This is a genomic window from Vibrio sp. SG41-7 (assembly GCF_014164465.1).
Classification (GTDB): Bacteria; Pseudomonadota; Gammaproteobacteria; order Enterobacterales; family Vibrionaceae; genus Vibrio; species Vibrio splendidus.
Map to the genome: position 1 here is coordinate 20386 of NZ_JACJFF010000005.1, position 13782 is coordinate 34167.

The 13782-nt window shown below is 43.4% G+C and carries 9 protein-coding genes; 3 read left to right on the plus strand and 6 right to left on the minus strand.

The genetic code is table 11. The features are described from left to right. Positions 1–188 precede the first annotated feature (188 nt). The 6 genes from H5300_RS02175 to H5300_RS02200 all read right to left on the minus strand — a co-directional run bounded on the left by H5300_RS02175 (position 189) and on the right by H5300_RS02200 (position 7652). On the minus strand, positions 189–407 hold the full coding sequence (locus tag H5300_RS02175) for a DUF2835 domain-containing protein (RefSeq protein ID WP_004733645.1): 219 nt from the start codon (positions 405–407) through the stop codon (positions 189–191). 236 nt (positions 408–643) lie between these two features. Then, positions 644–3250 carry an aminopeptidase N gene (gene pepN, locus H5300_RS02180; RefSeq protein ID WP_182795320.1) on the minus strand — a complete coding sequence of 869 codons (2607 nt, stop codon included), beginning with the start codon at positions 3248–3250 and terminating at the stop codon, positions 644–646. Between the two features lie 218 nt (positions 3251–3468). Further along, positions 3469–4152 carry a hypothetical protein gene (locus H5300_RS02185; protein ID WP_102566686.1) on the minus strand — a complete coding sequence of 228 codons (684 nt, stop codon included), beginning with the start codon at positions 4150–4152 and terminating at the stop codon, positions 3469–3471. Between the two features lie 275 nt (positions 4153–4427). Continuing rightward, positions 4428–6422 carry a carboxy terminal-processing peptidase gene (prc, locus tag H5300_RS02190; protein ID WP_017082218.1) on the minus strand — a complete coding sequence of 665 codons (1995 nt, stop codon included), beginning with the start codon at positions 6420–6422 and terminating at the stop codon, positions 4428–4430. Between the two features lie 17 nt (positions 6423–6439). Further along, positions 6440–7063 carry an RNA chaperone ProQ gene (proQ, locus tag H5300_RS02195; RefSeq protein ID WP_004733641.1) on the minus strand — a complete coding sequence of 208 codons (624 nt, stop codon included), beginning with the start codon at positions 7061–7063 and terminating at the stop codon, positions 6440–6442. Between the two features lie 97 nt (positions 7064–7160). Beyond that, positions 7161–7652: a GAF domain-containing protein gene (locus H5300_RS02200; protein ID WP_182795321.1), complete on the minus strand. Its 492-nt coding sequence runs from the start codon at positions 7650–7652 to the stop codon at positions 7161–7163. A gap of 89 nt (positions 7653–7741) precedes the next feature. Here H5300_RS02200 and H5300_RS02205 point away from each other — a divergent pair, with 89 nt between their 5' ends. The 3 genes from H5300_RS02205 to H5300_RS02215 all read left to right on the plus strand — a co-directional run bounded on the left by H5300_RS02205 (position 7742) and on the right by H5300_RS02215 (position 13616). Continuing rightward, on the plus strand, positions 7742–9538 hold the full coding sequence (locus tag H5300_RS02205; RefSeq protein WP_102500068.1) for an ABC transporter ATP-binding protein: 1797 nt from the start codon (positions 7742–7744) through the stop codon (positions 9536–9538). A 78-nt stretch (positions 9539–9616) separates the two neighbouring features. Beyond that, positions 9617–10972 carry a paraquat-inducible protein A gene (locus H5300_RS02210; protein WP_182795322.1) on the plus strand — a complete coding sequence of 452 codons (1356 nt, stop codon included), beginning with the start codon at positions 9617–9619 and terminating at the stop codon, positions 10970–10972. Beyond that, a complete protein-coding gene (locus H5300_RS02215; protein WP_182795323.1) occupies positions 10959–13616 on the plus strand; it encodes an MlaD family protein in 2658 nt (885 codons plus the stop codon). The genes H5300_RS02210 and H5300_RS02215 overlap by 14 nt, the downstream gene beginning before the upstream one ends. Positions 13617–13782: the final 166 nt, after the last annotated feature.

Below are 13782 nucleotides of genomic sequence, written 5' to 3' on the forward strand. Positions count from 1 at the left end.
GGCTTACTTAAGCTGGTGTTTGAATTGAGCCGTTGAGCTCTTTTCTACTAACGAGTTAAGCAAAGGTAATGCATTCATTTATTGTAAAAGCATTATTGAGAAATAGTTAATTGTTTTGGAGGTGGTAAGAGGTGAAATGTTTGATTATGTGATTAAGATTCCTTTTAACTCACTAGGCACGCCAAGGTTTACAGAGCTTCCAACTTAATAAACTTATTTTTTTGGTCAGTTGTCAGTCTAAACTGCCCTCTAACCCCTATTTGTGTAAGAAAAGGTCTGAACCGAGTTGCAGGTAACTGTAGGCGTAATCCAGTGGTCGTTATCACTTGGACTTTACTTGCCGCACCAGAATAGCTGGCCAAAAACTGCTGATATGAGATGTTAAGTTGGAAAATATAGCGATTCATACGATACCTGTGTAAATATACAGCACCAGTGTTTTTTGGCACTTAACGATGTCTGACTGTACAACTGAGCTTGAAAACTTGTCTAGCTTATCGAAAATTCGATGACCCAGAAACAAAAAAATCAGTGGCAGATATTCTCTACCACTGATGACTTTTGTTATTAATAACCAGTTTATTAGCAAGCCGCTTATTAGCAAACCACTTATTAACAAACAGTTACCTTAATGAGCGCGAACTTAAGCCTCTAGTGCTTTCGTCACTTTCTCAAACAAGTCTTTTGCTAGGTTGTCCATGTTCTTTAACGTCTCAAGTTCTTTTCTGATCAGAGCTTGGCGGGCATCGTCGTACTTACGGAACTTAAGCAGCGGGTCAATCAAGCGCGAAGCCACTTGCGGGTTGCTGCTGTTCAGCTCACGTAGGATCTCGCCAGCAAACGCATAACCTTGACCTGACTTGTCATGGAATTGAACCGGGTTCATGTTTAAGAACGAACCAACCAAGTTACGAGTGCGGTTCGGGTTTTTCAAACTGAACGCTTGGTGTGACATAGACGCCTTGATCACTTCAAGTGCGTTTGAACTTGGGTTCGTTCCTTGAAGAGCAAACCACTTGTCCATGACAAGACCATCGTGTTTCCACTTATCGCTGTAATCCGCCATTAAAGTTTCACGACATGGGAGTTGAGCACTATTCGCCGCGCCCATTGCTGCCATTGTATCTGTCATGTTGTTTGCTTGCTGGTACATAGCGACAACCAAGTCATTACCCTTTTCAGTATGAGCCAAGTAACTTAGACAAACTTTACGCAGAGTTCGCTTACCAATTGAATCATGGTCAATCGTGTATTCTGTTAGTGCGTGACTGTGGTAAACCGCAGCAAGTTCATCTTCGAGCTCTTTCGCTAGCGTCACTTTCATCGCTTTCAATACAGATGCAACCGCATCGATATCGACACGCTCATACCAACCAGACACTTCATTATGACTTGGTAGAGAAAGCATCTCTGCAATAAAAGCTGGCTCTAAAGAATCACTAAGCAGTACGCCACGGAATGCATCAATAACAGAAGCTGAAAGCTCAAACTCTTGACCTTGTTGAACCTTCTCAACGTTACTGCGGATGTACTTAGCCAATAGCATTTGACCCGCATCCCAACGAGAGAACTCATTGCGAGCATTCACCATCAGGAAGATCAGCTCTTCATCTGAATAATCGTATTCCAATTTCACTGGCGCAGAGAATTCACGAAGTAGCGATGGGATCGGTTGATCTGAAACGTTTTCAAACACAAACGTTTGTTCCGCTTCTTTCACATCTAATACATTGTGAACTGGCTGACCGTTACATTGTAACTCAATCACATCACCCGACGCTGTGTATAGCTCGATATCTAGTGGAATATGCAGAGCCTGCTTTTCGGTTTGCTCATGAGTTGGCGCTGTTACTTGGCGAGTCGTTAACGTGTACTCTTTTTTCTCTGCATCGTAGTGGCTTTCAACAGAAAGCGTCGGCGTACCAGACTGGCTGTACCATAAACGGAACTGAGACAGATCAACACCCGACGCATCTTCCATTGCCGCGACGAAGTCTTCACATGTTGCCGCCGTGCCATCGTGACGTTCAAAGTACAGCTTCATGCCTTTTTGGAAACCTTCCTCACCCAACAATGTGTGGATCATTCGGATCACTTCACTGCCCTTTTCGTATACTGTCAATGTGTAGAAGTTATTCATTTCTATCACTTTTTCAGGACGAATTGGATGAGACATAGGGCTCGCATCTTCAGCGAATTGTGGGCCGCGAATAATACGAACGTTATTGATGCGGTTTACTGCACGAGAACCAAGATCAGAAGAGAACTCTTGGTCACGGAATACCGTTAAACCTTCTTTCAAGCTTAACTGGAACCAATCGCGACACGTCACTCGGTTACCAGTCCAGTTATGGAAATATTCATGGCCAATGACGGCTTCAATACCTAGGTAATCGGTATCAGTTGCTGTTTGGTCATTTGCTAAAACAAACTTAGAGTTGAATACGTTCAGGCCTTTGTTTTCCATCGCGCCCATGTTGAAGAAATCAACGGCCACGATCATGTAGATGTCTAAGTCATACTCAAGATTGAAACGCTCTTCGTCCCACTTCATTGAGTTAATCAAAGAAACCATCGCGTGATTTGCGCGGTCGAGGTTACCTTTGTCGACAAAGATTTCTAGATCGACATTACGACCTGACTGCGTTGTATACACGTCACGAAGTACATCGAAGTCACCCGCAACTAAAGCAAACAGGTACGCAGGTTTTGGATGTGGGTCTTGCCATTTTACCCAGTGACGACCATTTTCAGCTTCGCCTTCATCTACACGGTTACCATTACTTAATAAGAATGGGTTTTCGGCTTTGTCTGCGATGATCGTTGTCGTGAATTTCGCCAACACATCTGGGCGATCCATGTAGTAAGTAATACGACGGAAACCTTCCGCTTCACATTGAGTACAGAATGCACCACCCGATTTGTACAAGCCTTCAAGAGCGCTGTTCCCTTCAGGGTCGACTTCAGTCACGATCGTTAGCGTAAATTCTTTCGGAAGGTCATTCAGAGTAAGTAGAGTTTCAGACTGCTCATATTGCGTCCACTCCGTACCTTCTACCAAAACAGACACCAACTTCAAGCCTTCACCATCAAGTACTAATGTCGAGCTTTCTTTCTCCTGCTTAACACTAGAAACAGCGGTAATGATGGATGCCGAATCGTACAAATCGAAAGTAAGATCAATTTCAGAAATAGTGTGAGATGGTGATTGATAATCTTTACGATATTTGGCTTGAGGTGTATGTGCCATGACGGGTTCCTTTTGATCGTTATACGTAATTATATTTTAACTGTATATATCTAAAGGTTGAGCGCCAAGAACACAAGAGGATTATTGAAAAAAGGAGGCATTGTAGGAAAATGCCTCCATGTTTTGCTATTTTATCAATCAAATCAGGCGGGAACGGCTAAGAAATGAACTGTGAACCATATTATCAACGAGCCTGACTTTACGGCGAGATATAGTGCTTAACGAATGCGATTAAGCACCGCAAACATGTCTCCTTCTTCACCTTGAAGCGTCAACACATCACTGTTCAATGTGTAACGAGTACCGTGTTCGCCATTTTCATACAGCAATACTAATTGGTCGCCTTCGGTGTAATACACTCCGCGACGAATGACTTCTCCCCCTTCTTCATCGGACACTCGGAACATGAAGATAAAGTCAGGCTGAAGCACTAAATCCATTTTTTGAATGTTACTGGCACGCAAATCGCTTCCGGACAGTTCGGCACTTGACCATATTCCTGCCAGGGCGTTGGGCAAGGCTTTGGTGAACATAACGCCGTTAAGGTTCAGCATATTGTGATTACTGCTGTAAGCGTAAACCTGAGGCTCAGAAGTATTCAAACCCAAAATAATGGTGTCTTCATTGGCGTTATACAAACCTTCCCAATGGTCGACACTGTAGTCTTTCTTCTGAATATCAATGGAGAAAGAGTAGTTTGAATCGAGAGTCAACTTGATTGCTCTAAAATTTTCAGTGCCTTGTTCAGGATCTGGGTTCATCAAATACCAATCACCAAGCAACAGAGGAAGGTCAAAATGAGATAGATTGCTATCACTTTTTGATTGTTGATCGTTCGAAGCTACCTCGCTCCCAAAAGCAACAAAACTTAAACAAGATAAAAATAGTAGAATCCATTTCATACGCGCCCCCTCGTTTTCTTTAAGCTTAGGCACGTAATGAATAGAAAGCGAAAAAATATGATCCAAGTCACTAAATTTTAAGTGCAAAGTAACTTAAATGTCATTATTCGACGCAAAATAGAGCTAAATAACCCTGAGTATTGAGTGTTCTTTGCGACTATCTCAACGGTTACAATCAGGTATTCCTGTCAAATCATAGACACAAAAAAAGCGAGCCTAGGCCCGCTTTTTAAATTGTGCATCTTTAAACAATCACCTTTTAACAGGTATTTGCTCTATTTCTTGATCATATCCAGCATGATAGCAACAGACTCATCAAGATAAGCATCCGGGGCTTCATAGTCTTTAGGAATATCATCTAACGTTTTAAATGCCTCTAATTTAGCGGCTTTTTGACGTTGGTTGATACGATCTAGACGAAGCATATCCGCATCATCGCTCTCTTGCTGACGTACCTTTTCATTCAAAGAAAGGTCGTTATCGTCTTTATCTGCCTTATATTTTTCAATATCTTGCGCAATAAAACCGAATTCCATGTCAGTAGCAATGCGAGCTTGATGTTGGGCAGTCAAAGCAATTATTTCGTCATCGTTACGCTGTAACACTGAATAATTTGCTTTATCAATACTGTCCCAAGGCAGAGCATTATCTTCAACACTTTCACCAGTATCAGCAGGATCAATTGGCGTTGGATAAGCAATATCAGGTACTACACCTTTGTTTTGCGTACTGCCACCATTGATTCGGTAGAATTTCTGGATTGTGTATTGAACGTAGCCCAACTCTTTATCGAATAAATCATAGATATGATTCAAAGAGCGATGTTGTTGTACCGTTCCTTTACCGAAAGAGTTTTCGCCAAGAATGATTGCACGACCGTAATCTTGCATCGCTGCCGCAAAGATCTCAGAGGCTGAAGCACTGTAGCGATTGACCAATACCGTTAGTGGACCTTGGTAACTAATTTCGCCATCAGTATCACTGTTCACTTTGACACGACCGTAGCTATCACGCACCTGAACAACGGGTCCCTCTTTGATAAACAAACCAGAGAGTTCAGTTGCTTCAGTGAGTGCACCACCACCGTTGTTTCTCAGATCAACAATAATGCCTTCAACACCTTGCCCTTTAAGCTCAGTGATCAGTTTGTCTGTATCTTTAGAAAGACCAACATAGAAGCTTGGTACTTCTAGTACACCAATCTTCTTGCCATCTTTCTCGATAACTTCTGATTTAACAGCGCGGTCTTCTAAACGAATCTTATCGCGTACAATTGTGACAACGTGACTTTTTGCATCTTTACCATCTGGCAGGATCTGTAGCTTAACTTTGGTCCCTTTCGGTCCTTTGATTAATTGCACTACATCGTCTAAACGCCAGCCGATAACATCAACAATCTCTTCGCCATCTTGACCGACACCAACAATACGATCACCGTCGCTCAATTGTTTGCTGTTTGACGCAGGGCCACCAGCAACGAGAGATCGAATAACGGTGTAGTCGTCAGTCATCTGAAGTACAGCACCAATACCTTCTAAAGATAGATTCATCTCTGATTGGAATTGCTCTGCATTTCTTGGAGAAAGGTAGCTGGTGTGAGGATCAACTTCACGCGCAAATGCGTTCATGTAGATTTGGAAAGCATCTTCATTATGCGATTGCGTGATACGCTTCATCGCATTGTTGTAACGCTTTTCCAAAACTTCTTGAATCTCTGGCCACTCTTTACCAGTAAGTTTTAGGTTCAACGCATCGTATTTAACACGCTTCCTCCAAAGCTCATTCACTTCGGCGATATCTTTCGGCCATTCCGCTTCATTGCGATTGAGCTCAATACTTTCATCGGTATCAAACTTAATCTCAGTGTCTAGCAAAGACAGCGCATACTGAAAACGTTCAAAACGCTTCTGCATAGAAAGATTATAAACATCGAAAGCAATCTGGTTATTACCCGCTTTCAGCTGATCATCAATTTGAACAGATGATGAGGAGAAAGAGTCAATATCAGCTTGAGTGAAGATATTACGATTATAATCCAGCATCTCTAAATAACGATTAAAGATAGCTTGAGAGAAATCATCGTTGAGATTGAAGTGTTTATAGTGAGAACGAGTAAATCGAGAAGTAACACGTTTACTAGCAGTTTCGTGTTGGGCCTCAGGAACGAGTAAAGGTAAATCGTCCTGATCTAATTTGGCTTCAAGAGCCTGAGCTGAAGCTGCTAGACAAAAGCTAGCAGCAATCAGTGTCAATTTTGAACGGCATTTCATGCGTAGGAGTATCTCCTTTAAGCGCGCAAGTGCTCCGCTTTAACAACCATTTGTAGGCCGTTTGCTAACTGAACACGCACATCTTCCTTATTGATTTCAACAATGGTCGCAGCCATGTTTCCTGTACCCATGTTCACATTTACTTCTTTGCCAGCGATGAATTCGTCAGCGTTCAAAGCGCGTGTTTCTACAGGCTTTTCTACTTTCGGTGCTTTAGGCGCTTGACGACGAGGCTGTTGAGCTTTCTTCGCCTTAGCTTTCGCTTTGCCTTCTTCACGAGCTTTCTGTGCTTGTTCTTTACGACGAGCCTGAACTTTCGCTTTGCTTTCTGCAAGTGTAGCTTTAGCGTGCTCAACGTGCTCTTCTTCTAACGTGCCACACGTGTTGCCGTCTAGGTCAACACGATCTGCGCCAGCTTTTACGCCGTGCAGGTAACGCCATGATGATGTGTACTGTCTTAACGCTGCACGAAGCTGAGTCTTACTTACTTTTTCGTCTTCATTTAGACGTTCAGCAAGATCTTGAAAAATACCAATTTTAAGTGGTTTTGCTTCACCTTCTAGAGTAAAGCATTTAGGGAAACATTCAGCAATATATGCGATAACTTCTTTGCTGTTTTTTAACTTTTCAGTGTTTTCCATGTGGGTTCCTGGTTTTTGCGGTTTTCCGCGAGCATTAAGAAAATATTTTTACGTATTATAGAGAGATGCTTGGGAAAAACCACAGTAAGAGAATAATTTATGCCTTGTTCGCGTGCGAATTAAGCACCTTTTCCACTTCAGCCATAAAAAATGTCAATCCGTCTTCATCAATTTGCGAAAAACGACCAATATTTGGACTATCGATATCAAGAACACCCACAACTTTGCCACCGATAGAGAATGGAATAACGATTTCTGAGTTACTTGCAGCGTCACAAGCGATGTGACCTTCGAACTCATGCACATCATGAATACGCTGAACTGTATTTGTCGCAACCGCAGTTCCACACACACCACGCCCTACCGGAATTCGAACACAAGCAGGTTGGCCTTGGAATGGGCCCAGTACTAGTTCGTCTTTTTCCTTAGCTAGGTCTTGCTTGATTAAATAGAAACCTGCCCAATTCAGTTCATCCAATTCCATGAATAAGAATGAACTAATGTTTGCAAGATTTGCAATTAGATCGGTTTCAGATTCAATTAATGCAACAGCTTGTTTGGTTAAGCGTTGGTAATGTTCTATTTTCATATTAACTTCCAATTAAATTGAGACTTCCATTATCAAGAGAACGCAGTAAAATGCGGCCATCAAACTAAATAGGACTTATTCTCATTACAATGAACAATTCAGAAGACACTATTAGCCGTTCTTGGTTGATAACTCAAGTAAAAAAACACAAGTCCAAATTACTGTTTGCTAACTTTGTTGCCATTCTTGCAACATTAATTAGCGTCCCTATCCCTCTGCTTATGCCACTCATGGTCGATGAAGTTTTGCTTGATAAGCCAGCTTCAGGGTTAGAGATGATGAATCATCTACTTCCAGTCTCATTGCAAACGCCGACTGGTTATATTGCGCTTACTCTCTTGTTGGTTATCTTAATGCGCTCGGCCAGCCAAGCGCTGAATATTCTACAAGGTCGACAATTTACTTTGGTTTCCAAAACGATCACCTACCAGATGCGTAGCAAGATGATCGATAAACTTGGCCGCATTAGCATCCGACAATATGAGACCAAGGGCAGCGGCGGTATTAATGCTCACCTAATTACAGACATAGAGACCATTGATAAGTTCATTGGCTCGACCCTTTCTAAATTTATCATCAGTTTCTTGACGGTGTTCGGAACCGCTATCGTCCTACTATGGTTAGAGTGGCGACTTGGGCTATTTATCTTACTGGTCAATCCTGTTGTTATTTATTTTTCTCGTAAACTCGGCAGCCGAGTTAAACACCTCAAAAAATATGAGAACCAGTCTTTTGAGCGTTTTCAGAATCGCTTAGTTGAAACCTTGGATGGCATCTATCAACTCCGTGCCGCTAATAAGGAGCGTATCTTTCTTGATGAACTTAAAGTTCAAGCAAACCAAGTGAGAATCGATGCTGATAAATACGCTTGGCAATCTGAAGCCGCCGGTCGGGTGTCCTTTTTACTGTTTCTGTTAGGCTTTGAACTGTTCCGCGCCGTCGCCATGCTGATGGTGTTATTTAGTGATTTAACCATTGGCCAAATTTTCGCAGTCTTCGGCTACTTATGGTTCATGCTCGGCCCTGTTCAAGAGTTATTAGGCATTCAGTTTTCGTGGTATAGCGCGAAAGCAGCGCTGCAACGTATTAACGACCTACTGCAACTAGAAGAAGAACATCGCCCTGTTAGCAAGGTAAACCCTTTTGATGACCATAAAGAAGTGACAGTCGACATTGAAGACGTTACATTCTCTTACACATTAGAAAACACTGTTTTAAACAGGCTATCGCTACACATTCCAGCAGGAAAAAAAGTTGCCTTAGTAGGTGCTAGCGGTGGTGGTAAATCAACGTTGATCCAGTTGTTAATTGGGGTTTATCAAGCCGACTCTGGTTGTATACGCTTTAATGGTGAAACAACGGACGACATCAGCTTTGACATAATACGCAGTCAAATTGCCGTTGTTTTACAACAACCTATACTCTTTAACGATACATTAAGGCATAATCTGACCCTTGGTGCTGAATACGATGAAATGTCGTTGTGGCGGGCGCTTGAAGTCTCTCAAATGCAAGATGTTATCAAACAGCTGAGTAATGGCTTGGATACGCAAATTGGTAGGAATGGCGTTCGACTGTCTGGCGGTCAACGACAACGCTTAGCGATCGCCCGCATGGTGCTGAGTAACCCTAAGTTTGTTATTCTTGACGAAGCGACATCTGCACTGGATACAGCAACAGAGTCAGCACTGCATAAAGCACTAAGCGAGTTTTTGAAAGATCGCACAACTTTGATAGTGGCTCATCGATTATCAGCGGTGAAACAGGCCGATCTAATCTATGTTTTAGAAGATGGGCAAGTCACACAGACGGGAACGCATGGTGAATTGGTTGAACAACAAGGACTATATCAAACACTCTATGGCAGTGTGCAATCGCACGCCTGATGTTTATTGTTCTAGGGACTTAAATCAGTGTAGTTCTAGGCATTTAAATCAGCTTAAAAGTCTGATTAGTGTTTCAACTTGGGAGGTCGCGTGACCTCCCCATCCGAAACCAACTCTTTATCGACTCAGCACCAGTTGTCAACTGAGTCTCCGTTGACAACTAAGTCTCCGTTAGCAACTGAGTCTCCGTTAAGAACCGAGCACCAGTGCGATAGCAGCTCTGTACGTCTGTGTCAGGGCTGCGAACTCCCCGTTGATAAAATGGATATCCCTCTGGGAAAATCCGCATATTGTCCAAGGTGCGGCACCCAGCTTTACCGAGGCGGTACACCGAGCCTGTCTGGAAACCTAGCAATCGCGATTACCTGCTTATTGCTGTTTATCCCCTCACACTTTTTTGAATTTATCAGTATTCGTCTGATTGGCGTCATGATACCTGCGACGTTACCATCAGGTGTCTTTACTTTAATGGGTGAAGGCTTCCCTCTACTAGGCCTACTCATCCTATTCTGCAGTTCGATCGCCCCGTTACTCGTTTGTACCTCTGTACTCGTCACTCATGCAGCATTGCGCTTTAAGATTTTCACGCCATTTAGGTATGCGTTATCCATCATCCAGACATTAAAGCATTGGATGATGTTGGATGTATTTCTGGTAAGTTTGGCTGTCTCATGCTTCAAACTGCAGGATTACTCCGATATTTTTGTCGGCCCTGGTTTAGTTGGATTGATTTTACTGCAGCTTTTCAGTGTATTACTGGTAAGCCGTATCAGTGTGCGTCGCTATTGGGAAGCTTGGGCTCAAGAGTCTGATTACTCTTTTGTAGAAAGTAAGAACGTACACTGCCACAACTGCCACCTTTCTCAACCTGAAGGTCATACTTGCGTACGTTGTCACCATGACTTATATCACCGTAAGCCCTACTCTATACAGAAGACATGGGCTCTATTGTTTGCTGCGTCAGTGGCTATCGTACCAGCCAACGTTATTCCTATTTCAATCCTTATTACAAACGGACAAAGGTTAGAAGACACGATAATTTCTGGTGTCGCTTCGCTAATCAATAGCGACATGTATGGCATCGCAGCGATCATTTTCATTGCCAGTATCGTCGTGCCTGTTGCGAAAATACTTGGCCTAACGTACATCTTGATTTGTATCAAGATGAAGCGCGCGGTTTACCACAGGCAGCGCATGACCATCTATTTCATTGTGAAGTGGGTGGGAAAATGGTCGGTGATGGATCTGTTCGTTATTTCGATCATGATGACCTTGGTCGACCGTGGACAGATTTTAAACTTTACACCAGGTTATGGTGCAGTCGCTTTTGGTGTCGTTGTTGTTCTCACGATGCTGGCAGCGGAAAGCTTAGATCCTAGGCTAATTTGGGATAACTACACCTCTAAAGATGAGTCAGTGAATGAACAACGATAACCAATCACAAACGTCATATTCACCAGAAGTAAGAAAAAACAAAGGCATCTCACCTTTGTGGATTTTGCCGATATTAACCGTCGCCTTAGCCGGTTGGTTGGTCATGAAATCGATACACGATGCAGGGCAACGTGTGCAGATATACTTCTCAAATGCCGCAGGTTTAGTCGCAGGTCGAACAACGATTCGTTACCAAGGCTTAGAGGTGGGTATGGTACGCGACATCACCTTGTCCAAAGATTTATCGAGCATCTATGTCGATGCTGACATCTACCCAGAAGCGAAGAAGCTACTTTCAAAGGGCACACGTTTCTGGCTCGTAAAACCAACGGCGAGTTTGTCTGGTATCTCAGGGCTAGACGCGCTTGTTTCGGGTAACTACATTGCTATTCATCCTAGCGAAACGAAAGAAGAACCAGAAACCGTTTTCCAAGCCCTAGAATCGTCCCCTTCTGATTTACTCGCTTCTGAAGGTTTGAACATTTCACTGACAACCAAAGATCTGGGCGGCGTGTCTGTTGGCTCTCAAATCGTTTATCGTAAAATTCCAATTGGTGAGGTTTACAACTACCAGTTAAACGACAACGCGAAATCCGTTACGATCCAAGCGTCGATTAAAGATGAATACAGCCATATCATTACCGACCAAAGCCGTTTTTGGAATGTCAGTGGTTTAGGTGCCAGTATCGGATTTTCTGGTGTTGATGTTCGTTTAGAGAGCCTAAGTGCATTGCTTGGTGGTTCAATTGCGGTTGACTCTCCCGGAGAAGGTCAGCCCGTCGAGATGAACACCAAGTTCAAGCTCTACCCAGATTTGAAAACCGCCGGTCGTGGCATCTCTATAAAGATCGCCGTGCCAGATGACAACAAGATCAGCGCAACAGGCGCTCCGATCATGTATCGAGGCATTGAAATCGGTCAGATCACTGATTTATCTTTAAGCGAAGGTCGCGAAAATGTGGTCGCATCTGCGGCTATCCAACCGGCATTCAGTGACTTTTTGAATAGCGGCAGTAAATTCGTTTTAGAAGAAGCTGAACTGTCACTCACTGGTATGAAAAACATTGCCAACTTAGTGACAGGTAACTTTTTAACCTTGGTACCGGGCGAAGGTGAAAAGGCGCGTCGATTTACTGCGATTCGTAAAAACGAGTTCAGTCAGGAACAAGAAAAGTCAGTCGCGATTCGCTTAACATCGAACAATTCATTCGGATTGGATGTCGGTACACAACTGCTCTACAAAGGCATTGCCGTTGGCTCTATCATTCAAGTTGGCTTAGTTGATGGTGTTGGTACTGGCTCTGACAAGCACGAAGTGTTTATGGATGCGCTTATCGATAACGAATATGCGCACCTAATCAAAAGCCACAACCGTTTCTTTGTGACAGGCAGTGCGACCGCAGAGCTGACCGAATCAGGTCTAAGTGTTACGGTTCCACCGGCAAAACAGCTTCTTACTGGCTCGATCAGCTTTGTGAGTGAAGGTAAACCTGAAGTTCGAACTGACTACCAGCTTTTCCAAAGCAAGTCGTTAGCAGAAATCGCTAAGTTTAATCAGTCAGGCTCAAAGACGCTTTCGTTATTTGCTAGTGAGTTACCTTCAATTTCTAAAGGCAGCCCACTGCTCTACCGTAACCTACAAGTGGGTAGCATTTCGGATTTTCAGCTTGCAGATGGTGGTGTAAGAATCAAAGTCACGATCGAAAATCGTTACACGCACTTACTCAATAAACATACCGTTTTTTGGAACCGCTCAGGCGTTGAGATTGATGCTTCGCTATCGGGTATTAGTATTAAAGCGGCACCCGTTAAAACGCTAATTCAGGGTGGTATTGCTTTTGATTCGCTTCCCGGTATAGACAATAAGCTTGGCGATGTCTGGAAGCTGTACAAAGATTCTAAATCCGCTCGAAAATTTGGCCGCGCGATTACGATTACCTCTTCTGGCGATCAAGAAGTCAGCAAGGGTATGGCGATCAAATACCAAGGTGTCACTGTAGGTGAGGTCACTTTGGTGATCCCTAACTTCAATAAAGGCGGCATTGAAATTACCGCGCGAATCTTACCTGAGTACGTTGACAAGATTGCCGTGGCGAACAGTCACTTCTGGTTGGCAGAACCTGAGATCGGCCTTAATGGCATCAAAAACGTCTCTGCGCTTCTCTCTAAGCACATCAACGTAGATCCGGGCAATGGTGACAGAAGTACGAAATTTAAGCTTAGCAAAGGACCAGTGCAGCCTGAAGGCAAGATATTCCAGCTACAAAGCGAAACGCGAGGCTCGGTGTCTGAAGGCACGCCTATCCTATTCCGTGAGCTAGAAATCGGTAGTGTTATCGATGTTCAACTCGGCGAGTTTGCTGACCGCATCATCTCTACGATTCAAATAGAACCTGACTACGCGTATCTGATCCGCGCAAACACAGTGTTCTGGAACGTGTCGGGTGTCGATGTTTCTATCGGTCTCTCGGGTGCAAACATCAAAGCCGGAACGGTAGACAGTTTATTAAGAGGCGGAATTACCTTCTCAACGCCACCGACGAGTGAACTTCAGCCTGTGGCAAGCGAAGATCAGTCTTTCTACCTATACCCTCAAGCAGAAGATGAGTGGAAATCATGGAGAACCGCGATTCCTCGCCCATAGAGTGAATCCTCAGAAGATCCATGCAAATTAATACAGCTTAACGAAGATTAATTCTTCATCAAAATGCAGCCATTCGGCTGCATTTTTGTTGTTTGCCGTAAATATGGTTTAGGACGACCTCATTTTGCTTTAAACTCCCCGCATTAATGCAATAATTCGAGATACT

What these genes read in the sequence shown, in the direction of transcription:
- H5300_RS02175 (WP_004733645.1), bottom strand. Translation starts at nt 407, where the DNA reads ATGAATCGCTATATTTTCCAACTTAACATCTCATATCAGCAGTTTTTG.
- pepN (WP_182795320.1), bottom strand. Translation starts at nt 3,250, where the DNA reads ATGGCACATACACCTCAAGCCAAATATCGTAAAGATTATCAATCACCA.
- H5300_RS02185 (WP_102566686.1), bottom strand. Translation starts at nt 4,152, where the DNA reads ATGAAATGGATTCTACTATTTTTATCTTGTTTAAGTTTTGTTGCTTTT.
- prc (WP_017082218.1), bottom strand. Translation starts at nt 6,422, where the DNA reads ATGAAATGCCGTTCAAAATTGACACTGATTGCTGCTAGCTTTTGTCTA.
- proQ (WP_004733641.1), bottom strand. Translation starts at nt 7,063, where the DNA reads ATGGAAAACACTGAAAAGTTAAAAAACAGCAAAGAAGTTATCGCATAT.
- H5300_RS02200 (WP_182795321.1), bottom strand. Translation starts at nt 7,652, where the DNA reads ATGAAAATAGAACATTACCAACGCTTAACCAAACAAGCTGTTGCATTA.
- H5300_RS02205 (WP_102500068.1), top strand. Translation starts at nt 7,742, where the DNA reads ATGAACAATTCAGAAGACACTATTAGCCGTTCTTGGTTGATAACTCAA.
- H5300_RS02215 (WP_182795323.1), top strand. Translation starts at nt 10,959, where the DNA reads ATGAACAACGATAACCAATCACAAACGTCATATTCACCAGAAGTAAGA.